The following is a 23,876-nucleotide window of genomic DNA, read 5'->3' as shown; positions in this document are numbered from 1 at the left end:
CGCTAGTGTCCTCATTCGGGATGACAACCACGAAAATAAATCTGCTTAATCTGTGAGAGAAAAAACTAATCGCACAAAGACGCTAAGGCGCAAAGTTTATATACAATCTTGTCATTCTCAGCGGCATTAGGCTACTAAAAAAATGTTTCTATTATAAAAATAGGGATGATAAGATTGTGCTCATAATAAATCGCTGACTATTTCTTCAATGTCAAAAATGCGTTAAAAAACTTTTCGGATAGCAGTTTTTCGACAATAAAAAATACTTTTGTGAGATAGGAAACAAAGACTTATCAGCAACCCGAAAACAATAGTATGGATTACGAAAAATTCATCTTCTGCCTCGAAGGTGTTCCAGACGTAGACGATGACAGAGCAACTCTAGTAGTAAAGAACTTAGAAGAAATCGCTATTGATCAAGGTATTGCCAGTATTTATAAAACCTGCGATACGATTGAAGGCCTGGAAGAAAGTTTGAATGTATTGCTTTATGAAGATCATAATTTTAAGGATTATGAGATCATTTATCTGGTAATGCCAGGTGAAGCCAATACTATTTGCCTTCATGATTATTATTACAGCCTCGAAGAAATAGCGGAACTTTTTGAAGGGAAGATGAAAGGTAAAATCATTCATTTTGCCAATCTGAAAGTACTGGATTTAAATGACGAAGAAGCCCAATATTTTCTGGACATCACCGGCGCGCGCGCGATTTCTGGTTACGGATCTACTTATAATAAAATTGCCAGTTCCAGTACAATCGATAAAGCTTTTTTTAGTTTGTATCAGGATAATGATGATATTACTGAAGTGGTAGAGGAATTGTATCAAAAACATTATGCTTTGTGCAAATTGCTCGATTTTAGATTGTATTATTGAATATGAAAGCAAAGACAATTGAAAAAATAAAAACCTATAGCCCAACAGGATTTCGCGAGAAGTTTCTAGGACAAGACAATCCTATTCATTTGCTTTTCAAATCGAATTCCGATCATTTTTTCTGTCTTGAAATTGAGGACATGATGCAAATGCAGTATCCGGTTCCGCCTTCTAAACATTCTTGCCACACTTTAATTTTTATTTCCTCAGGTCAGCATGTTATGAAATTGGGATATCAGGAATTTACGACTACAGATAACGAAATAATTGTGATACCTGCAGGCCAGATCTTCTCGCTTGAGAATGTTAATAATATACACAAAGGTTATATATGCCAATTTCACCCCGATATTTTAATTGGAAAATACGGCAGCCGCGAAATGATTAATGAATTTGATTTTATGAAAATTTCCGGTAATCCAAAAATCACGCTGGATGTTAACGATGTTACTGATATTACAGCTATTCTTAAGCGGCTTCAAAAAGAATATTCTGAAACCTCAAGTGCAAATCTCAATATCGTGCAATCGTATTTGATTACATTGTTTTATGAAATGAATAAAAATTCGGTTAAAAGTGCTAAAAGCATTTCGGCTGCCGAAGTTATTGCAAACAAGTTCAAAGAGTTAATTCATCAAAATATAAAAACACACCATTTGGTTCATTATTATGCGTCGTTATTAAACGTTACGCCAAATCATTTGAATAAATCTGTGAGAACTGTTACAGGAAAATCAGCAGCAAAATGGATTGATGAAACCATATTACTGGAAACCAAATATCTATTGTACCAAACTACGCTTTCTGTTAGTGAAATCGCCATGAAGGTAGGTCACGAAGATCAATCCTACTTTAGCCGTTTCTTTAAAAAACATGAAGGAATTACTCCTGTTCAGTACCGAAAATTGATTGATAAATCCTAATTATTGCTTGCAGAATCCTATCAAAACGAAAAGCCTTTATTGAAATTTGCAAACATAAAAAAAGCAAATTATGATTTATGTTTTTAAAACTTCCGTTGATACAAATTCGAAATTAGAGTTCGCAAATGCATTACTTCAGGAATTGCTGCCAAACGCTTTATGGAATTTTGATCTTGAAGATTGTGATAACATTTTAAGAATTGACAGTGAAGACGAAATAAACGAAAGGGTATTAAAAAATGAAGTTTTCGATTGTATCGAATTAGAATAAACTGCCATTTTTTAAATCCTCTAAAACCTCAACTTAACATCATGGATACTGCATTGCACCAGAACAAAACCTTTGACACTATTGATTACTCTGATCAGAAATTATCTGATAATGAATTTGTAAACTGCGAATTTATCAATTGCAACTTTTCTAAAAGTGATTTTAGTTCGATCGATTTTTTAGATTGTACTTTTAAAAACTGTAATCTCTCGCTTTCTGTTCTTAAAAATACAGGATTAAAAAACATCAAATTTATTGGCTGTAAATTAATGGGATTAGATTTCAGTGCCAGCAATAGCTTTTTATTTTCGATGTCTTTTCAGGATTGTCTTCTTGATTATTCGACTTTTATTTACAAAAAATTAAAAAAGACAAACTTCATAGATTGCTCCCTAAAAGATGTAGATTTTTCGAATACTGATTTGTCTTTGTCTATTTTTAAAAATTGTGATCTTGCCAATGCTACTTTTCAGGATTGTATTTTAGAGAAAACAGATTTCAGAACGTCAAGAAATTACACTTTTGATCCATCTGAAAATAAAATTAAAAGAACCAAAGTATCCCATGCTGCACTTGCGGGATTATTAGAAAAATTTGATTTGGATATTGAATAATTGAAAAAGTTTTCAGTCGGGGTTTTGAAGTGAGTGTGAAAATCTTTACAAAATTAGAAACAAAAAAAAAAGAGATGCAAAAACTGCATCCCTTTTTAAACTAATCTATAAATATTACTTATTTAATCCAACGTGGATCTCCAATTAAATTGTCTTTTAATGTTTGATTACCAATTGTAAAATTACCACCTGCAGCATCTGTAAATTGTGGGTTTGCAGTAGTTGCTGAAGTATCCACCTTATTACTTGCAATTGCAGTATTAGTGAAACTTGGTGCTAAATAATAATAGTTCTTATTAAATAATGGCTGGAATGTAGTTGTCTGATTGGTATAAATTGCACTTGTTGATGTAATCAAAGTATTTTTTACTGTTGATGTATTTGATCCAAAACGCAAATATAAAATTCTTTTATTCCCCGCAGTATTTGACACATTATATAATGTACAACCATCAATTAACACATTTGTTGTTAATCCAGTTCCTGAAAAACCACCATTAGCAGGAAGTACCGCATCAACTCGAACAAAATCACGTCCTATTGAACAAGAGTTGAAGGTACTGTTTTTCACCACTATACTTGCTACGTAAGTATTTCTGAAATCTATAAAATCTGCTTGTGCATTAGTATTTACATTTTTTACAATAGTATTATCCACAGTAAATGAAGTTACTTTTGAACCAGATACAGCTCCATACATTAAGGCACGTAAATAGTCGTGAATATAACAACCACTAATTAAAATATCTCCATAATTAGTATTAGCGCCAGATACTGTAATAAAACTAGTATCTCCCACAGAGGTTCCCTCTGAATCCAAATCAATTAATGAAACTTTACCAGTACCTGCAGTAAGTGTAAACTTAACATGTAATTTTGGTTTATCGCCAGCTCGTAATCCTCTTATGGTAATTTCTTTATTTACTATTATCTCACCTTTAAACACATTATAATCTCCAGGCATCAACACTAATGTTGAACCTGCAGGAGCGGCTGTAATTACAGCATTTAAGTCATCTGTTTCTTTTACTAAAATACCAGTTCCTATATCGATTCCAGTTTTAAAGCTTCTGACTCCTCTTGTTTTAGTTCCGTTTAATAAAGTCACTGCATAATCTGTTTCACCAGTTAATCCCATTACAACTGCCACTCCCTCTGTTTTTTCTGCAGGTGTAATGTTGTGTGTAATTCCGCCCGGTGCAATCGTAATTTGAGTTACAGTACTATTTGGAGTCCATCTTAAGGTAACTTTTGTTGCCTCAACATCTTTGTCCTCAATAGGAAATAAAATTTGCTCCGTTAATGTTTTTGCAGTGACATAAGACCATTTAGAATCTGCTAAACCTGCTGCACTTACTCCTTTTACCCTGATTGAATAAACGGTTTCTCCTTCTAACGGAATTGTTACCGGAAGTTCTGTTGGTAATACATTAACTGTTTTGTAGATTGTTTTAAACTCAGTGTCGTCTGCGCTAAATTCTACCACGTAATGATCTACATCATTTTTTACTGTCCAGTTCAATTCGACTGAAGTTTGATTTCTAACAAAGGCTTTAAGCTCTATTGGAGAAAATACGCTACTTGCTCCTATGTCTTCCAATACTGGTTCGTTGTAGCTTTCGCAACCGGCAACTATCAATAAAAACATAGCCAGCAATCCTTTAAATATATATTTTGCTTTCATAATTATATAACTATAATTTATTTGTTATTTTGATTAGTTTCCTAAGACCCAGTCATTTGTTAACTGACCGTTGCTTGCATCAATAAAAGTTTGCCAAATTGGCCAAAATTGTCTTTTATCAGGATCAACTCCGGCTTTGTACAAAGTAGTTATTTTATTATCTTCTAATTTATCCCATGCTTTGGATGTAAAACCAACCGGAGCTACAGTTTCACCTCGGTTTAAACCATAAATATCCAATGTAATTCCGTCATCTTTATATTTATAGTACAATATTGAAGGCACATCTGCATAAGCAGCAGAACGTGTTTTAAGATCAGCCATTTTAACTTTAGCTTCGTCTAATTTTACTTTTAACAAATTCCATCTTACAAGAGAAAATTTACGCTCCATTTCTCCTGTAAATTCATATTTATTTTCTTCAACAATAGCATTAAACATAGCATCTTTACCAGTCAGTTTATCAACATAAGTGTCTACTTTTACAGCCTGATCTGCAGGCGCAAAAGCCCTGCGTCGGATTTCTTTTAAATAACCTGCAGCAGCTCCTGGCCCTTCTATTTCGTTAGCAGTCTCGGCAGCAATTAAAAGCACTTCTGCATATCGCATATAAATTTTATTTAGACCATCGTCATTTGGAGCCGTAACAAGACGGTTCATCCATTCAAAACGATATTTACCAAAATACCAGGTCTGTAAATCCGTAAGTTCTTGTTTTGCTTTACCATTTACAGCAGCTCCCCATTTATAAGGTACGCAAGTAACATCTCTGCGGGTATCAGCCCTGTCATAATCATAAAAAACAAATGGCAACGGGCCGTTAACTCCACCTTTATTAGTTCCCATTTGTTGAAACTGATCTGCAGCATCATGTCTAACGGCAAAGGTAAAGAGTACCCTTCCTCTTGTAGCGGCAAAAGGAATTTCCCAAAGTGATTCTCCTCCGGCTGTTACAACTTCCTGATTGTATTTTCTCCACAATCCTTCAAAAGTTGGTTCTAAATGTGCAGAACCACTATTAATAACTGAACGGCATTCATCTAATGCCAGCTTATACATTTTTGCTACTGAAAGCTCCGGATCTTTACTTCTTCTAACTCCATCAGAATATTGCTGATATCCGCTTGCCATCATTGCCAGACGAGCTCTTAAACTTTTTACAAAAGCTTTATTTACTCGTTCTGTACTGTTTGTTGCTGCAGTTTCATTAGGCCAGGCTACCAAATCTGAAGCTTCACCTAAATCTGCAATCAATTGCTTATAAATTTCGTCACGGCTTGTTTTAGGTATATAAATAGTTGCAGTAACAACTGGTTCAAAACGGGCAGGAACATCCCCCCAGTTTCTTACCAAATCGGCATAATAAATGGCACGAAGTGTCAATGCTTCTCCTAACAATTGTCCTAATTCTTTATTAGATTTTACATTACCATATCTACGCAAACCTCTAATACACAAATTGGCACGTTCAATTCCTTCATACATCATTGCCCAGGCATTTTTTGGCGAGTTCATTTCTGTATTATCGGGTCTTGCATTGTAAACTACCAAATCAGATTTAACGTTATCACTAGAAGATGCTAAAAGCCACTCCGTATCTGTATTCAATCCCTGATAAGCTAAAAGTCTTCCTCTGTAGGACTGCTCCTCTCCAAATGATACCTTTATACCGTCAACAGCACCTTGTGCTAATTCAGCATTAGCAAAGATAATCTCGTCTCCTAATGTCGATTGCGCAGGAGTATCAAAGAATTCATCTCCAAAATCCTGACAAGAAGCCAACAAACCTGAGATAATCAATCCTGCTATTATTACTTTATATTTCATTTTGATAAATTTTAAATTAGAAATTAAGGTTTAAACCAAAAACCAATTGTCTGCTGCGAGGATATGCTGAATAATCAACTCCTGGCGTAAGTGGTGTTTTTCTTTTTGTTGACACCTCAGGATCCGGACCAGAATAATTTGTAATTATAAAAACATTAGTTGCTGTAAAATAGAACCTTAACTTACTTACTCCCAGTTTCGAGGTCAATGCTTGCGGTGTGCTGTACCCTAAGGTTAAATTATTTAACCTAAAGAAAGAGCCATCTTCTACTGCCCAGTCTGTAAACATAAATTTCTGCATGTAAGGAGACCACATTGTCGTGTTGGCATTTAGCGCCTCTAATGTAGCAGGATCTGTCACTAATTGCCCAGAAGCAGGATCTAAATTTGTCCATCTTGTACCATCTGCCATTTCAGTGCTTAAATTTTTATATTGCCCGTTTCTGTTTGAAGTTGAAAACTCAGCTTTGTTAGCATTGTAGATATCATTTCCAATAGTCCAGTTGAAAGCCGCAGAAAGATCAAAACCATAAGCATTCGCATTGATAACTAAACCTCCAGTACTTTTTGGATTTGCATTACCAATAATGGTTTGATCTGATGCGGTAACTTTATTATCTGCAGAACCATCTGTATTTTTTAATTTCATCATTCCTGGCTGTACAGCACTCCCAATAGCACTACTTGCATCAACAACACCGGATTTTAAAATATACTTTCCTCCAGTGTAATCAAAATCCGATACTTCGTATCGTCCGGCACTTTGATAACCGTACATTAACCCCATTGGTGAACCCACATTTACTGCGTAATCATTACCAATATCAGTAGATGCCCAGTTGGTATTTACTCCAAAATTGTCCATCACACCAAGAGAATTAATTCTGTTTTTGTTAATACCTACATTCACAGAAAAATTTAAACCAAAATTCTCTCTTTCAATTGCTACAAAGTTTACGGTAGCTTCGAAACCTGTATTTTGAGTTTCACCCATATTTCTGTACTGAGTTTTATATCCTGTACCTCCTACCGGAAATTCTATTAACAAATCATGAGTTACATTTTTATACACATCAAAAGTTCCATTCAAACGATTTTTAAAGAATCCAAAATCAAGACCAACGTTTTGTGTAACGGTAGTTTCCCATTTCAAATTAGGATTTGCCAAAACACTCGATGGAGCCCAATAGCTTTCAAAACCATTTATATAAGAGTTCGTATTAGACATATAACTTTGAACTGTTTGTCCTACCGGAATATTATTATTACCCGCTTCACCATAACTAAGTCTTAACTTCAAGAGATTCAGCCATGAAGTGTTTTTAAGGAAACTTTCTTCAGAAATCTTCCACGCTGCTGCTGCTGCTGGAAAATATCCCCATCTATTATCATCCATAAATCTGCTTGAACCATCTGCACGAAAAGAAGCTGTTAATAAATAACGATCTTTATAATCATAATTTACACGTCCGAAGAATGACAATAATTTATCATCAGGGCTGTAAAAATTATCAACAGAAAACGGTGTTCCCTGAGTTGTCAATTTTCTTGCATCATTCAGGTCAAAGAATCCAGGATAATTTAACATTGTCGTGGTTACATTATTTGAAGTAGTAGTGATCATTTCTTCTCCCAAAAGTGCTGTTAAATGATGGTTTTCTCCCAAAATATTTTTGAAATCATAATTTAATGTATTAGCATTTCTAAAACGAACATCTTTACGATCGCTCATCACCATTGCCGGCTTTCCTGCTCCAACTTTAGCAGTACTTGAGAAATAGGTCGATGAACCATAGAAACGATAATCCTGATAATTGTAATTATCTAATCCTAAATCACTTTGAAATTTTAGATTTTCAGCAAGCTTCCATCCAAAGCTTCCTAATAAATTGTAATTTTTTCTGGATTGCTGGCGATTATTATCTGATATCGCCAAAAATGGATTTACTAAATAACTGTTCACACTTTGGTCATCATTATCTGTAGTCAAGCCCGGCATTGGAATTGGGGAATAACCCACACTGTGACGCAAACGGCTATCTAGTGATGAAACTTCATTTTGTTCATTAGCACCACCACCATTTATTTTTGTATCAGAATAACGTACTGTAAAACCAAGATCAATTTTATCACTTGCTTTATTCTTTAATGCCAATGATAAGTTATTTCTTTTATAATCAGAACCAACCATAATGGCTTTCTCATCATAATAAGCATAATTAAAATTATAGCTCAACTTGTCTGTTCCTCCGCGAATTCCTAAATCACGGCTACTTACTTCACCACGACGTCCATAAATTTGCTTTTGCCAGTCTGTTCCTTTTACTCCATTATACAAATCGCGGTCCTGCCAGTTTCCAAAATACTTGGTATAAGAATTTGGATCGCTCATAATAGTTTTATCAGTTTGAGAAAGCAAAGCATATTCGTATTGCCATTTTACAAAATCATCTACCGGAAGAACATCAATATCATTTGCCATTGTTTTCATGCCATAGAACATATTGAAACTTACGTCCATTTTTCCATTTTTACCGGTTTTCGTTGTAATAATGATAACCCCGTTTGCTCCTCTGGAACCATAGATTGCTGTAGAAGCAGCGTCTTTTAATACGGTCATTGATTCAACATTAGAAGCTGCAATATCGCTCATACTGTTTACAGGAAAACCATCCACTATAATTAAAGGTGAAGCATCCTGGGTTAACGATCCTCCGCCACGAACTCTAATCTTAATATCTGCATCCGGAGAACCTTCACTTGAAGTCACCTGAACTCCCGCTATTCTTCCCGTTAAAGCTTCTGCAATATTAGAAACAGGAACTTTCTTCAATTCATTTCCTGAAATTGAAGAAACTGCACCTGTTAAATCAGATTTCTTTACTGATCCGTACCCAACAACAACAACTTCATTTAATGCATTGGAGTCCTCAGATAAAACAACATCAAGTTTCGATTTACCGGCAACGGCTTCTTCTTTAGTCTTAAAACCTATAAAGGAATAAGTAACTATAGCTTTCGGGTTTGAAAGTTTTAGTTTATAGCGTCCGTCAAAATCTGTAGAAGCACCATTTTTTGTTCCTTTTTCTAATACATTAACACCGGGTAAAGTTAGTCCTGCAGCATCTTTAACGGTTCCTTCAAGTGTTACGGTTTGAGCATTCATTCTATTGCTCGTCAGTAAACACAATAAGAAAACAACTGCAAAGCAACAATGTGTTCCTTTGTTAAATAAATCTTTAAAATTCATGGTTGATTGTTTAAGTTATTAATAGTTTATTGTTTTATAAGTGGTTTTTTAAAGTTGTAATCTATTCCGCTTTTTATTTACTAAAAGGCTATTCTTACTGAGAATAATGCTTGTTTTAATTTCTAAACAGCTCCTTTTTAATGCTATGATAAAAAGTTGTAATCGATTACACAAACATAAATATTTTTTTTATATAAAAAGTTAAAATTCATAATAATTTCATAAATAAAATAAAGCATTAAAAATAAAATGCCCTTTTTATACGACTAATGTAATTTTAGTCGAATATAAATATGAATTATAATATTATTTTTTTGTGAATTCATTGCGATTTTACAGAAAAAACAATCGATTACATCTCTAATGACTGCAGATTTAGTAATGATCAAATCAAGACCGCAAATATTCTTAAAGAGAATGAGAAAAAATATCAATGAATTCGTGAAAGATTCATAATGAAGAAAGACAATAGCTCAAAAATGGATTGATTAACTTATAACCACACAAAAAAAGCCCTTAAACAAATTTGTTTAAGAGCTTTCTATTTTTAAAAGAAAATATTTACATCTTCTTAAGCACGCTGCAATTGTAAATTGCTTTTATGTTTTTGCATTAGAACAAAGGTGACAACCATTCCAATAATTGCCATTACAACACCAATAAGGTTTGGCGAGGCATAACTGTATCCTGCAGCTAACGGTAATCCTCCTAAAAAGGCTCCCAAAGCATTCCCGATATTAAAACTTCCCTGAAGTGCTGCCGAGGCAATCATCTCAGCATCTTTGGCCGTTTTAATCATTAACATTTGGATGGGTGCAATAACAGAAAAAGAAATAGCACCGGTTAAGAAAGTCAGGAATAAAGAAATGTATTGATTTGAAGAGAATAAATAAACCAGAATTAAATCGATTGACATTACAAATAATAAAGCTAATACGGTTGGTGCCGGCGAATATTTATCAGCCAGTTTACCTCCCAAAAAGTTACCAACTACCATACCCAAACCTGCTAAAATCAAAATATACGAAACGTCTTCGGCCGAAAATTTAGATACATTAATTAATAAAGGCGCGATATAACTAATCCAGGCAAACAATCCTCCAAACCCCACTGCAGTAATTCCGATAATTAGCCAGGCTTCGGTTTTCTTGAAAAATTGCAATTGGGTTTTCATATTTACATTTCCGCTTTTCTCCAGATTTGGCATCCATAAAGAAATAAATAAAAAGGTAAGCAAGCCAACAGCAGCAATTAATATAAAAGTATAACGCCATATAAAATGATGTCCTATATAAGTACCAATAGGCACCCCTATTAAATTGGCCAATGTTAGACCCGAGAACATAATTGCAATAGCCTGCGCTTCTTTGCCTTTATCGGCCAGGCGGCTCGCTACAACTGCTCCAACCCCAAAAAAGGCTCCGTGTGGTAATCCCGAAAGAAATCTGGAGGCGAATAAAAAATTATAGGTAGGCGCGATGATCGAAAGCGCATTAAATACAGTTAACATCAATGCTAAAATTAAAAGCATTTTTTTTGGCGGAAAGTTTCTTCCCAGGATGACTAATAAAGGAGCTCCAATAACAACTCCCAGCGCATATGCAGAAATTAAATATCCTGCGACCGGAATCGAAACTTTCATATCTGAGGCAATATCTGGCAACAAACCCATCATAACAAACTCGGTAATACCGATAGTTAATCCTCCTAATGAGAGTGCGATAAGACTTTTTTTCATTTGTTTTTACAAGAAAGGAATAGATTTTCTATGGTGCAAAGTTAACGCTGTTAAACAGAAAATTAGTTGTACATTTGTGATATAAACTTGTAAATTTAAGATATGCCAATATTAAATCAATTCAAAACTCTGGTCATTGATGAATTTGAAGACGAGAAATTTCACCTTCCGCCGCACACCCATACTTATTATGAAATTATTTATATCAAAAAAGGAAACGGCGTTCACCATCTGAACAACAACTTATTACCTTATAAAACAGGTGATCTTTTTGTGATTTCGCCGGAAGACGAGCATTATTTCGATATTAAAAAATCGACCCGTTTTTTCTATATTAAGTTTACCGATAATTATTTCAACTCGAAACAAAACCTTACTTGCGATGAATTTTTAATTCACACTCCGGAAAGTTTCATGCGTGATAAAACATTAAAAGAAACCGTTCTTAAACTAGATGATCCCTGCAAAACAATATTAAAAAACACAATCGAAAACATTGCAGCTTACAATTGCAAAACCGACGTTTCTACCTCGCCTATTGTATTCTATCAGATTCTTTCGATTTTCGGGTTAATTAAAGAAACCATGCGCGGGCAGAATCTTGTCGTGAAAGGAAATTCGATTGATAATGAACAAATCACTTCTTATATTCATCAGAATATCTACCAGCCAAAATTGGTTCAGATAAAAGTGATTGCGAATCATTTTAATATCGCAGAAACCTATTTTAGCGCTTATTTCAAAAGAACATTCGCTATTAGTTATCGTGAATATATTCATAATTTGAGAACTACATTAATCGAAAAACGAATTCACAACAATCAGCTTCCTATTAAACAAATTGCGTATGAGTTTGGTTTTACAGATGAAAGTCATCTTTCGAACTATTTTAAGAAGAGAAAAAACATGAAACCTACAGATTTCAAAAAAACTTAAAATTGGAAATCTTAAATATATAGTTGCTCTTAAAAAAAATATCTAAATTTGTACTTTCAAAAAACAATTTCATTGACTAAAAAATTCCACATATTATTTCTCTTTTTAACTCTTGGCTTCTTTTTGATGTCCAGTTCGGGTTATGCTTGTGGAAGAGCCCAAGAGAAAATGGATTGTAAAAAGAAGGAAACTTCTAAAAAAGAAACTTCAAATTCCTGCAAAAAGAATTGTTGTAAAGAAAATAAAAAAGATAAAAAAGGCCAAAACGGCTGCAACGGAAAATGCGACCATTCGGGTTGTACAACTTCATTTCTTCAATTGAGCTTAGTCACAAACGAAATTGATTTAAGCAATAATCTTTTTAATTTTTCTACAAAAAAGCCAATCTCATACTACAATAATGCTAGTATTTCTGATGGTTTTACTTCTATCTGGTTACCTCCAAAAATAAAATAATTGGATTTCTGACAGCCATAATTATGTTTAGCCGCTAAGGCTCTAAAACTCTAAGGTTCTGAGAGAAAAATCAAACTTTGCGTCACTGGGACTTTGCGAGATTAAGTATTGAATTAAAAAATAAATTTATTTAACTTAGAGGATAAATTCATATTCTCTATCAAAAATCACATAAAATGAAAAAGACAATTTTAACTATAGCAGTAGTAATCACATTATTATTTTCTACAAATACTATTCAGGCAACTACAATAAAAACAGTAATAACTACAAATGAAGATGTTGATTCTAGTCAGTTACAAGCTGTTTATGATGCTTATTTTACGGTAAAAGATGCTTTAATAAAAAGCGATGCCAAATTAACTTCGGCGAAAGCTAATGATTTACTAGCTGCAATTACTGCCGTAAAAATGGATAAGCTAAAAAGTAACGAACATACTGTTTGGATGAAAGTGGTAAAAAAATTAACCGCCGATGCCAAAAATATTTCAGGTACTTCTGATCTTAAAAAACAACGTGAGACTTTTAAATCACTTTCAAAAAACACCTACGATTTAATTAAAGTTTCTAAATCTGATGTAGCGGTTTACAAACAATATTGCCCAATGGCAGATGCTGATTGGTTAAGCAAAGAAAAAGCAGTTAAGAATCCATATTACGGTTCTTCGATGCTGACTTGCGGAAACGTGGTAGAAACCATCAAATAAATATGACACTCTACATCAAAAACATGGTGTGTGGTCGCTGTAAAATGGTTGTGAAGTCTGAGTTGGACAAACTCGGACTTCATACTATTTCTGTTGAATTAGGCGAAGTAGAACTGCAAGATGATATTACCGATTCTCAAAAAGAGATTTTACTAAAAAACCTTCAGGCTTTGGGTTTCGATTTTATTGACGATAAAAAAAGTAAAACCATTGAGAAAATTAAAAATCTAATTGTCGATTTGGTTCATCATAAAAATAACGAACTCAAAGTTAATTTGTCTGATTATTTGGTCGAAAACCTCAATCAGGATTACAGCATGCTGAGTAATCTGTTCTCGGAAATTGAAAATACTACCATTGAAAAATACTTTATCAGCCAAAAAATAGAAAAGGTAAAAGAACTACTGATTTATAATGAACTTTCGTTAAGCGAAATTGCTGACATACTAAACTATAGCAATGTCGCTCATTTAAGCAATCAGTTTAAGAAGATTACGGGTTTCACGCCTACTTATTTTAAACAGCTGAAGGATAAAAAACGCATTCAAATAGAGAATTTGTAAAAGGTCAATTGTCTCGCAAAGTCGCAAAAGCACAAAGTTTTTAATCTCTCGCAGAATCTGCGAGAGATTATTTTTATTATCTTAATAAACATAAAACTTCGCGACTCTGCGACTTTGCGAGATTATTACAAAACCCAGAAGAGCCAAAATTATTAGCGCTTTTTGCGGTTAAATAATATTACAAATCATTCTCAAAATTATACAAACCGTTGTAAAACTTACTTCGGAAATTTGCATTGTAATACCTTAAAAACAAAAAGAACAATGACTCATCAATATATAATTTCAGGAATGTCATGCAATGGATGCCGTACTAAAGTCGAGAAAACGCTAAATGAAGTTGAAGGAATTCAGGCCGAAGTAACATTAGATCCGCCAGTAGCCACCATAACAATGGAAAAACATATTGTAACTGAAAAATTTCAGGAAGTTTTATCAGCTGCGGGAAAGTATACTATTGAAATGAAGTCTCCAACTCATGGTACAGAACCCGCTGTAAAATCATGTTGTTCAGTTCATAAAAAAGAAGATCACTCTTCAGATTCCCATAAAAAAGAAAAAACTGCAATTCCTCCTAATGCAACCGGAGTTTTTTACTGCCCTATGCATTGCGAAGGCGATAAAACCTATAATAAACCCGGAGACTGTCCGGTTTGTGGCATGGATTTGGTTGCTCAAATTGCCATTGGTACACAATTTACCTGCCCAATGCATCCGGAAGTTATTTCGAATCAGCCGGGCGACTGCCCAATCTGTGGGATGGATTTAGTGGCCATGCAGGCATCTGAATCTGAAGAAAACAAAACGTATACTGACTTATTAAGGAAAATGAAGATTGCGACATTGTTTACGCTTCCAATCTTTATTATTTCAATGTCAGAAATGATTCCGAATAATCCACTTTTTAAAATTATGTCGATTGAAAAATGGAACTGGGTTCAGTTTTTATTTTCAGTTCCGGTTTTGTTTTATGCGGGATGGATGTTTTTTGTTCGTGCCTATAAATCGATTATTACCTGGAATTTAAATATGTTTACCTTAATTGGAATTGGAACGAGCGTTGCGTTTCTATTTAGCGTTGCGGGAATGTTTTTCCCGGATCTTTTTCCATCCGAATTCAAATCACATCACGGAACCATTCATCTTTATTTTGAAGCCGCAAGCGTTATTATAACTTTGGTTTTATTAGGACAACTATTAGAAGCCAAAGCGCACGGACAAACCAACGGCGCGATTAAAGCATTACTAAAATTAGCGCCCACCGAAGCTACTTTAGTAGAAAACCGAACGGATAGAACCATCTCTATTCACGATATTAAAAAAGGAGATTTACTTCGTGTAAAACCGGGAGAGAAAATTCCGGTTGACGGAAAAATAACTTCCGGGGAAAGCAGTATCGACGAAGCGATGATTACCGGAGAACCTATTCCTGTTGATAAAAAAACGGGAGATACTGTAATTTCAGGAACTATAAACGGAAACAAATCATTTGTGATGATAGCCGAAAAAGTAGGTTCAGAAACTTTGCTTTCTCAGATTATTCAAATGGTAAACGATGCAAGTCGTTCGAGAGCGCCAATTCAAAAACTGGCAGACCGCGTTGCGAAATATTTTGTTCCAACCGTTGTTGCCATTTCTATATTGACCTTTATCCTCTGGGCAAAATTTGGTCCGGAACCTTCTTATATCTACGGATTAATTAATGCGATTGCCGTTTTAATTATTGCCTGTCCTTGTGCTTTAGGATTGGCGACTCCAATGTCGGTTATGGTGGGCGTTGGAAAAGGTGCTCAACACGGAATTTTAATCAAAAATGCCGAAGCGCTCGAAAACATGAATAAAATTGATGTTCTGATTACAGATAAAACCGGAACGATTACAGAAGGAAAACCAACAGTAGAGAAAATTTATGCGATCGATAATAACAAAGACATTCTTTTGCAAAACATTGCTTCACTAAATCAGCACAGCGAACATCCTTTGGCGCAAGCCGTTGTTAAATTTGCAAAAGCCAAAAATCAGCAATTATTGGAAGTTCCGGATTTTGAAGCCGTTGCCGGAAAAGGGGTATTAGGAACCGTTAATAACTCAAAAATTGCATTAGGAAACAAAAAACTAATGGAACAGATAAACGCTTCTGTTTCTGATGATTTTGAAAGCAAAATTACAGCCGAACAAAATCTGGGAAAAACGGTTTCATACATCGCGGTAAACAATATTATTGCTGGTTACGTAGCCATTACAGATGCCATAAAAGTAAACAGTGCCAAAGCGATCAAAGATTTGATCGATCAGGGCGTTGAAGTTATTATGCTTACCGGAGATAATAAAAATACAGCCAAAGCGGTGGCAGATCAGCTTCATTTAAGTTCTTTTAAAGCCGATTGTCTTCCAGAAGATAAACTGAGAGAAATTGAACGTTTGCAAGCCGAAGGAAAAGTGGTGGCGATGGCCGGTGACGGAATCAACGATGCTCCGGCTTTGGCCAAAGCAGATATTGGAATCGCAATGGGAACCGGAACAGATGTTGCCATCGAAAGTGCTAAAATAACGCTTGTAAAAGGAGATTTAAACGGAATTGTAAAGGCTAAAAAACTAAGTTATTCGGTGATGAAAAACATCAAACAGAATTTATTCTTCGCCTTTATATACAATGTTTTGGGCGTACCAATTGCGGCGGGAATTTTATATCCTGTCTTCGGGATTCTGCTTTCGCCAATGTTAGCCGCGCTGGCTATGAGCTTAAGTTCGGTTTCGGTAATTGTAAATGCTTTGCGATTGCGAAACCTCAACCTTTAAAAAACCAACATGAAACTACATACTATTTTAATTGTTTTTTTGATTGCCTTTAGCGCAAAAGCCCAAAAAGTAGTTCGCTATGATTTACACGTTCGGGACACAATTGTCAATTTTTCCGAAAAAGAAAAACGCGCTATTGCGGTTAACGGACAAATTCCGATGCCAACATTAACTTTTACCGAAGGTGATATTGCCGAAATTTATGTACATAACGATTTAAAAAAAGAAAATACTGCACTGCATTGGCACGGTCTATTTCTGCCAAATAAAGAAGATGGTGTTCCGTATTTAACGCAAATGCCCATTAAACCGGGAACAACGCACAAATATACTTTCCCAATTATCCAAAACGGAACCTATTGGTATCATAGCCATTCGGGATTACAGGAACAAATTGGTTTATACGGACTTTTCATCATTAATAAAAAGAAAGACGATTCGACTTTTAGAAAAGGAATCGACGATTTACCAACCGTTCCCGTTATTTTAAGCGAATGGACCGATCTAAAACCAGAGAACGTGCAGCGAATGCTTCATAATGCGAATGATTGGTTTGCCATAAAAAAAGGCACAACTCAAAGTTATGCCGAGGCAATTAAAAAAGGTCAGTTTTCGACCAAAGTCACCAACGAATGGAAACGTATGAATGCCATGGACGTGAGTGATGTTTATTACGAAAAGTTCCTTATTAACGGAAAAAATGAAGATCAGCTTTCGCAGTTTAAAGCAGGTGATAAAGTTAGATTGCGAATTGCCAACGGAGGCGCTTCGAGTTATTTCTGGCTGACGTATGGCGGCGGAAAAATAACGGTTGTGGCCAGCGATGGAAACGACGTTGAACCTGTAGAAGTCGACCGTTTGATTATTGCCGTTTCTGAAACTTATGATGTGGTGGTTACGATTCCTGAAGATAAAAAATCTTTTGCTTTTTTGGCTACAGCCGAAGACAGAACCGGATCTGCTTCTTTGTTTTTAGGTGAAGGAACCAAACAGTCTGTTTCTCATCTTCCGAAATTAAAATATTTTGAAGGGATGAAAATGATGAACGACATGATGAAGATGAACGGAGAAATGAATGATATGGGGATGAAAATGTCTCTCAATAAAATGGATATGAATGCCGTAATGTATCCTGAAATTTCTGGTGAAGATGCATCTGTAAAACCTGAAGATCATTCGATACATAATATGGAAGGTATGAAAATAGATGACATGAAAATCTCGAGCGATACTACAGAAGTTGCCGAGATTACGACTTTGAATTATGGAATGCTAAAATCTCCAACCAAAACAACATTGCCAAAAGATGCTCCGGTAAAAGAATTACGTTTTGAATTGTCCGGAAATATGAACCGTTATGTCTGGAGTTTAGACAATAAAGTGATTTCTGAAACGGATAAAATCTTAATTAAAAAAGGAGAAAACGTTCGTATTGTTTTGTACAACGGATCGATGATGCGCCACCCAATGCATTTACACGGACATGATTTCAGGATTATAAACGAGCATGGCGATTATTCTCCGCTAAAAAACGTAATTGATATTATGCCAATGGAAACCGATATCATCGAATTCCAGGCAAATGCCGATGGCGATTGGTTTTTCCACTGTCATATCTTATATCATATGATGGCGGGAATGGGACGTATTTTTAGTTATGAAAATTCAGCTCCGAATCCGTTGATTCATGATCCGAAAATGGCGTACAAAATGCTAAAAATGGACGATCGTATGTTTCATTTTATGGCAGAAAATGATTTTGCATCAAACGGAAATGATGGTGAAGCGATGTACAGCAACACCCGTTGGAGCATTGGAACCGAATGGAGATTGGGTTATAACAATGAACACGGTTATGAAACCGAAACTCATATTGGTAGATATATTGGTAAAATGCAATGGTTTATGCCTTTTATAGGTTTTGACTGGCGTTATAGAAAAATGGGAATGGACGAACAGGAACAAAATATGTTCGGACAAAAAAATACCAAAGACAATCGTTCGGTTTTCAGTATTGGAGCTGAATACACTCTGCCCATGCTCGTAAAAGCTCAGGTTGAAATGTATACCGATGGAAATGTGAGGATTCAATTTGAACGAAAAGACATTCCGATTTCGAGACGTTTGCGAATGAATTTGATGTGGAATACGGATAAAGAATACATGGCGGGTTTAAAATATATTGCCGGAAGAAACTTTGGGATCACGACACACTACGACAGCGATATGGGAATTGGTTTTGGACTGAATCTGAATTATTAACAATAATTTTAATATTGCATTGACCTCCATTAACTTATCGTTGACAATTTCGAAAACCAAATCGTATTATATTTGAAAAACAATCGTTTATCAAAAAAAGAATAATATCTAACAACTAAATTATATTAAAAATGAAAAAATTATTTACCGTTTTAGCCATCGCTTTATTTACAATTGGATTACAAGCGCAAGACGCAAAACCAGCTCCTAAAAAAGAAAAAGCGAAAAAAGAATCCTGTTCTAAAAAATCAGGTGACGCAAAAGACAAAAAATGTTGCTCTAAAAAATAATTGCAGCATCATTTTACCAAAAAGGCTTCGAATATGTTCGAAGCCTTTTTTTATGTTTTTTTTCGCCACGAATTTCACGAATTGACACTAATTTAAAACACGCTCCTATTTGCACAAATTAATTCGTGTTAATTAGTGAAATTCGTGGCAAAAAAAACTCGTTATCAACTTTGACAAAGTTCTTCGCAAAGAAATCCTTTTAATCTTTTAATCTGTGGCAAAAAAACTAAAAAACTATTTTACGGTTGCCACATTTCCTGTTCTGGTGAGAACTCCCCAGCTTTGACTTTCGCCTTTTATGGCTCTCTTAAGTGCTCTAAAGAGAATTACGTACATCAATTGTCTGTAAACAAATCGTTGTGGAATTAACCATATTAATTTAGTCAGTTTTTCTTTTTCGAAAATAAAAGCAATAACGCTAACTAGCATATCTACTACCATAAAAGCGATATAGTAAACCAATATTTTATGCAGACTATCCGGATCGTTATGATTCCAGATCAAACTTACAATAAGAACTAAATCCGCAAGAGGCGCAAAGATGGGCAACACGATTTGAAAGAGAAGAATGTTGGGCAAAGCAACCATTCCTAAACCTTTATATCTTGGGTTAAAACAGGCGTCTCTGTTTTTCCAAAAAGCCTGCATAATACCATAACTCCAGCGAAAACGCTGTTTCATAAACTCTTTTAAACTTTCGGGAGCTTCTGTTACTGCTACAGCTTCAATGCAATTTATAATACGATAGTCATTTCTTAAAATACGAATAGTTAAATCGCAGTCTTCTGCAAGTGTATCGGTTGTAAAACCACCTGCTTTTTCTATTGCTGTTTTCCTAAATGCACCAATTGCACCGGGAACAACCGTAATTCCGTTTATTAAATCAAAAGCCCTACGGTCAAAATTCTGTGCGGTTGTGTATTCAATGCTCTGCCATTTGGTAAGCATAGTATTTTCATTTCCGACTTTTACATTTCCGGCAATGGCGCCAATTTCTTCATTGTTTTTTAATTGAATGGTAAAACCTTTCATCAATTGCGAAATGGCATTGGTTCTAAGTTGTGTATCAGCATCGATGCAAACCACATAATCACTTTCCGTTAAAGCAATTCCGTAATTTAATGCCGATGCTTTTCCTCCGTTTGGTTTTGTATTCACTTTTACTTTCGGATTGTTGGCAAAAGCTTCATTGATCATGGCAAAAGTTTTATCCTTAGATCCATCATCTACAAAAACGATATCAAAATCCGGATAATCCTGACCCAGTAAATTTTCGATTGTTTTTACTGCGTTTATTTCTTCATTATAAGCCGGAACAATAATGCTCACTTTTGGAAGTGACTTAATAGAGGTTTTATAAACAGGGGGATATTTATGGTCTTTCCATTTTTTTATTAAAGCCATTATCGCCATTAATGCAATTCTCAAAAATCCAAGGAAGATAGCAACCCAAAATGTGGCTGTAATAAAATGCCCAAACCAATATCCGAAATCAAAAATTAAGTTGTCGACTGTAATAAACGGACCTTGGGCTTTTGGCATAATCTCGTCTTTGGTTTTACCAAGCAAATGTGCAACCGTAGTAAACTGAATATGTCTGTCTTTAAAATATTTAATAATTCGGGGCAGCGCTGTTACGGTTGCCTCTCTGTTTCCGCCCGCATCGTGGAGCAAAATAATTCCTTTATCGGGATTTGTCTCATATTGCGATATAACCCTGCTATAAACAGAATCGGCACTTACGCCTTTTTCCCAATCATTTGGGTCGATACTTTCTCCAACCGTATAATAATTTTGTGCTTTACTTAAAGCAATAGGTTTTAGTTCGGCTTCAGTTGTTGGTTCAGCGTCTGCATTATAAGGCGCTCGAAAAAGCACTGTACTTTTTCCGGTAACGGCTTCTATTAATAATCTTGTGGTTTCCATTTCTTTCGCCGCTCTTTCCGGACTTACCAAAGCAATGTTTGGATGTGTAAAAGTATGGTTGCCTATTTCGTGGCCTTCGTTATAAATTCTTTGCAGCAACGGAATATTATTTTCTCCCTGAATACCAATCACAAAAAAAACAGCGGGTACTTTTTCTCTCTTTAAAATATCTAAAACCTGAGGCGTATAAGTCGGATCTGGCCCATCATCAAAAGTAAGAATGACTTGTTTGTGTACATTACCAAATTTACTAATTACATATTTCGTTGGTAATTCTACATATTTCTGTTCCGTAATAATGTCTTCATCCTTATCGATTTCCAATTCAATTTTTCCTGGCTGGGGATCCGCAATAACATTTAATATTTCGCCGTCACCAATATAAGCGGGACTTTCGATTCGTGTATTGACGCGTTTCATTACCTTAAAATCAAAAGTTTTTTTCCTGATGCTTTCGTTTGTTAAACTTCGCTGATAATAACTCCACAAACGCTGATCTTCGCTTCCTAAACGCCATAAGGCAGTTCCTGCCAAACCATATTCGTCGCTAAACCTAATGGTATTAAAATTAGTTGCGGCATCTTCAAAATTAACCTCATGTTTTTTACCATTGCTGTCTGTATAATTAAAAGAGTTGTTATAACTGGTATTGTCAAATTTAATTACGGCATTATGCTGTTTTGCAATTGCAATTGCCTGATCGTAGGTAATGGTTTCTCCTTCCTGCTTTTCCTGCCAATCGTAACCATAACCGGCAAAACAAAGGATAATTTTATCTGACGGAATTTCTTTTGCCGTTTTATCTACTATTCTTTCTATCCATTTCTGACTGCTTACATCTCCGGGAACACTGCCGGCATAATGCTCATCATAAGCCATAAGAAACATATAGTCATTGTATTGTGCCAATGCTTTTACATTAAAATCGTCATCTCCTGCCATGATATCCTGCGTAACGAGATAACCCAGCGGATGCAGTTTTTCATACAATGCTTTTTGAAAAGCAATTATGGGTTCGTCGCCTTTTTCTTTAAATTCTTCGAAATCAATATTGATTCCTTGTAAATCATATTTTTTTAATGCTTTTACAATATCATTAATGAGTCGTTCTCTTTTATTGGTATCATGAAGAATACGGTGAACAAGATCGCCGTCAAAATCGCCTTCGCCTAAAGATTCGTTGATATTATTGATTAAAGGAAGGATTTTTACTTTTCCCTTTTTCATTACTTTTAAGGCCGCAGTATCAATTTCTGTGCGTAGTAAATCGGTTTTTGGATCAATAAAAAACCATTCCGGGACTACCATATTGAGTTTATGAATGTTTTTTTGGAGCGAAAACAAACTCTGCGGATCCCAATCGACATAAAAAGCAGCTCTGATTTCTGAAGCTGTTTTCGAATCAATAGGCTGATTTTTTAGTTTATCAATCTTTGTTTTTGCTCTTAAGAAATAATCAAATCCTTTAAACTTTTTGAGTTCTTTTGCGCTTAAATCTTTTGGTGTAATAGGATTTTCGAGACTATGCCCCACCTGACTGCTATTTGCCAAAAGCGGTAAAGGCGGTTTTAATCCTCTTTTTAGGGTAATGAAGAAAATAGGAATCATTAAAATAAGAAGAAACAAAATAAGTCGGGTCGACCATTGAAAAGTTTTCCAGCGTTTTTGAGTTGTGGTCTGGAATATTTGTTTTTTATCATCCATATACTTTTACTTTTTGAGGCAAATACTTAAAAAGATAAATTGAAAACTTACTGACTTTTTATGGTCTGGTAAATTCTATTTATCTGAAATGATGTAAATAAAGCTTAATTTGAATGTAAAACTATTATTACTAAATGAAGTTCAAATTAATAAACTGCATTTTGATGTAATAGGAATTGTGTAATAAAAATACAAAATAAAACGAGAAAACGCATTGATTCACAAATTGGTATATAAAAAAAAGACCTCAATGTTTTGAGGTCTTTCTATATGTTTTTTTTTCGCCACGAACCTAGTGATAGCGAACCGGCGAAGCAATTTCACAAATTTACACTAATTTAAAATCTAAATTGCTGATTAAATTTGCACAAATAATTCGTGGAGATTATTGAAATTTGTGGCAAAAACTTAAAAGTTATTTAATTCTTACACTCCATTCAAAATCCATTTCTGAAACCTGAACTCCTTCTTCATTTGTTCCTATAGATTTCATCCAGAAGGTTTGACCCTCGCCTGTTTCGATGGTTTTTTTGATGGCTTCAGCAATTAAATGTCCGTCGTTGCAAACGAAAGTTATTCTTCCTGTTGCTTTTTTAGTGAAGTTTCCTTTATTATTGGCGACCAGCATTGAGATTTTTTTTCCGCTTTGCTGAATTTGCGAGATTACTAATGCTCCTGTTGTTAGCTCTGCTGCCATTGCCTGAACTGCAAAATACATGGAGTTAAAAGGATTTTGATTGATCCATCTGTGTTTTACGCTTACCACACATCTATCTTCATCGATTGCCTTTACGCGCACACCACAAAAGTATGCTGATGGTAATTTGAATAACACAAATTTATTGAGTTTAGAAACTGATATTGCCATGGTATTTTATTTTTTTATGTAAAAATACAAAAAAACTATGCACGCACAATAAATCGCAATTACTTTCCTAAAAAACCAACAAAATCAAGTCTTTTGAATGGTTTTCAATGCATTATAAGCAATTTTAAAATTTCATATTTGTTAAAATTTTGTTAATATTTGGTACTATGCAAAACAAG

Annotated in this window: 17 protein-coding genes; 11 read left to right on the top strand and 6 right to left on the bottom strand. The window is 34.8% G+C overall.

The features are described from left to right. Nucleotides 1–315 precede the first annotated feature (315 nt). From GIY83_RS23885 to GIY83_RS23870, 4 genes are all read left to right on the top strand, one after another. On the top strand, nt 316–879 hold the full coding sequence (locus tag GIY83_RS23885; RefSeq protein WP_194616841.1) for a DUF6642 family protein: 564 nt from the start codon (nt 316–318) through the stop codon (nt 877–879). 2 nt (nt 880–881) lie between these two features. Further along, nucleotides 882–1,802 (top strand): AraC family transcriptional regulator, encoded by a 921-nt coding sequence (locus tag GIY83_RS23880; protein ID WP_208683853.1) that lies wholly within the window; start codon nt 882–884, stop codon nt 1,800–1,802. Between the two features lie 70 nt (nt 1,803–1,872). After that, nucleotides 1,873–2,073 (top strand): hypothetical protein, encoded by a 201-nt coding sequence (locus GIY83_RS23875; protein ID WP_194616843.1) that lies wholly within the window; start codon nt 1,873–1,875, stop codon nt 2,071–2,073. 41 nt (nt 2,074–2,114) lie between these two features. After that, nucleotides 2,115–2,687, top strand: coding sequence for a pentapeptide repeat-containing protein (locus GIY83_RS23870; RefSeq protein WP_194616844.1), 573 nt, complete (start codon nt 2,115–2,117; stop codon nt 2,685–2,687). Nucleotides 2,688–2,805: 118 nt separating this feature from the next. Here the strand turns inward: GIY83_RS23870 and GIY83_RS23865 are convergent, their stop codons facing one another. From GIY83_RS23865 to GIY83_RS23850, 4 genes are all read right to left on the bottom strand, one after another. Further along, nucleotides 2,806–4,371, bottom strand: a complete 1,566-nt coding sequence (locus GIY83_RS23865) for a DUF5123 domain-containing protein (RefSeq protein ID WP_208683851.1) — start codon at nt 4,369–4,371, stop codon at nt 2,806–2,808. A 33-nt stretch (nt 4,372–4,404) separates the two neighbouring features. After that, entirely contained in the window at nt 4,405–6,198 is a 1,794-nt protein-coding gene (locus tag GIY83_RS23860; protein ID WP_194616846.1) for a RagB/SusD family nutrient uptake outer membrane protein, read from the bottom strand. A gap of 16 nt (nt 6,199–6,214) precedes the next feature. Further along, nucleotides 6,215–9,448: a TonB-dependent receptor gene (locus GIY83_RS23855; RefSeq protein ID WP_194616847.1), complete on the bottom strand. Its 3,234-nt coding sequence runs from the start codon at nt 9,446–9,448 to the stop codon at nt 6,215–6,217. 571 nt (nt 9,449–10,019) lie between these two features. Then, the gene (locus GIY83_RS23850; protein ID WP_208683848.1) at nt 10,020–11,186 is read right to left on the bottom strand and encodes an MFS transporter; all 1,167 of its coding nucleotides are present in this window, start codon (nt 11,184–11,186) and stop codon (nt 10,020–10,022) included. A gap of 102 nt (nt 11,187–11,288) precedes the next feature. On the opposite strand from GIY83_RS23850, the gene GIY83_RS23845 reads away from it, so the two are divergent. The 7 genes from GIY83_RS23845 (at nt 11,289) to GIY83_RS23815 (ending at nt 19,199) form a co-directional block, all read left to right on the top strand. Beyond that, on the top strand, nt 11,289–12,122 hold the full coding sequence (locus GIY83_RS23845; protein WP_208683846.1) for an AraC family transcriptional regulator: 834 nt from the start codon (nt 11,289–11,291) through the stop codon (nt 12,120–12,122). A 72-nt stretch (nt 12,123–12,194) separates the two neighbouring features. Beyond that, nucleotides 12,195–12,578, top strand: a complete 384-nt coding sequence (locus tag GIY83_RS23840) for a hypothetical protein (RefSeq protein WP_208683844.1) — start codon at nt 12,195–12,197, stop codon at nt 12,576–12,578. A gap of 176 nt (nt 12,579–12,754) precedes the next feature. Further along, the gene (locus GIY83_RS23835; RefSeq protein WP_208683842.1) at nt 12,755–13,285 is read left to right on the top strand and encodes a DUF3347 domain-containing protein; all 531 of its coding nucleotides are present in this window, start codon (nt 12,755–12,757) and stop codon (nt 13,283–13,285) included. A 2-nt stretch (nt 13,286–13,287) separates the two neighbouring features. Further along, a complete protein-coding gene (locus tag GIY83_RS23830; protein WP_194616852.1) occupies nt 13,288–13,848 on the top strand; it encodes an AraC family transcriptional regulator in 561 nt (186 codons plus the stop codon). A gap of 264 nt (nt 13,849–14,112) precedes the next feature. Beyond that, nucleotides 14,113–16,647 carry a heavy metal translocating P-type ATPase gene (locus GIY83_RS23825; RefSeq protein ID WP_208683840.1) on the top strand — a complete coding sequence of 845 codons (2,535 nt, stop codon included), beginning with the start codon at nt 14,113–14,115 and terminating at the stop codon, nt 16,645–16,647. Between the two features lie 9 nt (nt 16,648–16,656). Then, nucleotides 16,657–18,909, top strand: coding sequence for a multicopper oxidase family protein (locus GIY83_RS23820; RefSeq protein ID WP_208683838.1), 2,253 nt, complete (start codon nt 16,657–16,659; stop codon nt 18,907–18,909). A gap of 131 nt (nt 18,910–19,040) precedes the next feature. Continuing rightward, the gene (locus GIY83_RS23815) at nt 19,041–19,199 is read left to right on the top strand and encodes a hypothetical protein (protein ID WP_194616855.1); all 159 of its coding nucleotides are present in this window, start codon (nt 19,041–19,043) and stop codon (nt 19,197–19,199) included. Nucleotides 19,200–19,433: 234 nt separating this feature from the next. On the opposite strand, the gene GIY83_RS23810 is transcribed toward GIY83_RS23815, so the two are convergent. After that, complete coding sequence (locus GIY83_RS23810; RefSeq protein WP_208683835.1) at nt 19,434–22,829, bottom strand: polysaccharide deacetylase family protein; 3,396 nt, start codon at nt 22,827–22,829, stop codon at nt 19,434–19,436. Between the two features lie 415 nt (nt 22,830–23,244). Continuing rightward, a complete protein-coding gene (locus GIY83_RS23805) occupies nt 23,245–23,697 on the bottom strand; it encodes a DUF4442 domain-containing protein (RefSeq protein ID WP_208683833.1) in 453 nt (150 codons plus the stop codon). Nucleotides 23,698–23,876: the final 179 nt, after the last annotated feature.

This window comes from Flavobacterium sp. SLB02 (genome assembly GCF_009664855.1).
In the GTDB taxonomy this organism is placed as follows: Bacteria; Bacteroidota; Bacteroidia; order Flavobacteriales; family Flavobacteriaceae; genus Flavobacterium.
This window is presented reverse-complemented; position numbering and strand designations above follow the sequence as displayed.

Excerpts from the sequence above, each read along its gene's own strand:
- GIY83_RS23885 (WP_194616841.1), top strand. The coding sequence starts at position 316 with ATGGATTACGAAAAATTCATCTTCTGCCTCGAAGGTGTTCCAGACGTA.
- GIY83_RS23880 (WP_208683853.1), top strand. The coding sequence starts at position 882 with ATGAAAGCAAAGACAATTGAAAAAATAAAAACCTATAGCCCAACAGGA.
- GIY83_RS23875 (WP_194616843.1), top strand. The coding sequence starts at position 1,873 with ATGATTTATGTTTTTAAAACTTCCGTTGATACAAATTCGAAATTAGAG.
- GIY83_RS23870 (WP_194616844.1), top strand. The coding sequence starts at position 2,115 with ATGGATACTGCATTGCACCAGAACAAAACCTTTGACACTATTGATTAC.
- GIY83_RS23865 (WP_208683851.1), bottom strand. The coding sequence starts at position 4,371 with ATGAAAGCAAAATATATATTTAAAGGATTGCTGGCTATGTTTTTATTG.
- GIY83_RS23860 (WP_194616846.1), bottom strand. The coding sequence starts at position 6,198 with ATGAAATATAAAGTAATAATAGCAGGATTGATTATCTCAGGTTTGTTG.
- GIY83_RS23855 (WP_194616847.1), bottom strand. The coding sequence starts at position 9,448 with ATGAATTTTAAAGATTTATTTAACAAAGGAACACATTGTTGCTTTGCA.
- GIY83_RS23850 (WP_208683848.1), bottom strand. The coding sequence starts at position 11,186 with ATGAAAAAAAGTCTTATCGCACTCTCATTAGGAGGATTAACTATCGGT.
- GIY83_RS23845 (WP_208683846.1), top strand. The coding sequence starts at position 11,289 with ATGCCAATATTAAATCAATTCAAAACTCTGGTCATTGATGAATTTGAA.
- GIY83_RS23835 (WP_208683842.1), top strand. The coding sequence starts at position 12,755 with ATGAAAAAGACAATTTTAACTATAGCAGTAGTAATCACATTATTATTT.
- GIY83_RS23830 (WP_194616852.1), top strand. The coding sequence starts at position 13,288 with ATGACACTCTACATCAAAAACATGGTGTGTGGTCGCTGTAAAATGGTT.
- GIY83_RS23825 (WP_208683840.1), top strand. The coding sequence starts at position 14,113 with ATGACTCATCAATATATAATTTCAGGAATGTCATGCAATGGATGCCGT.
- GIY83_RS23820 (WP_208683838.1), top strand. The coding sequence starts at position 16,657 with ATGAAACTACATACTATTTTAATTGTTTTTTTGATTGCCTTTAGCGCA.
- GIY83_RS23815 (WP_194616855.1), top strand. The coding sequence starts at position 19,041 with ATGAAAAAATTATTTACCGTTTTAGCCATCGCTTTATTTACAATTGGA.
- GIY83_RS23810 (WP_208683835.1), bottom strand. The coding sequence starts at position 22,829 with ATGGATGATAAAAAACAAATATTCCAGACCACAACTCAAAAACGCTGG.
- GIY83_RS23805 (WP_208683833.1), bottom strand. The coding sequence starts at position 23,697 with ATGGCAATATCAGTTTCTAAACTCAATAAATTTGTGTTATTCAAATTA.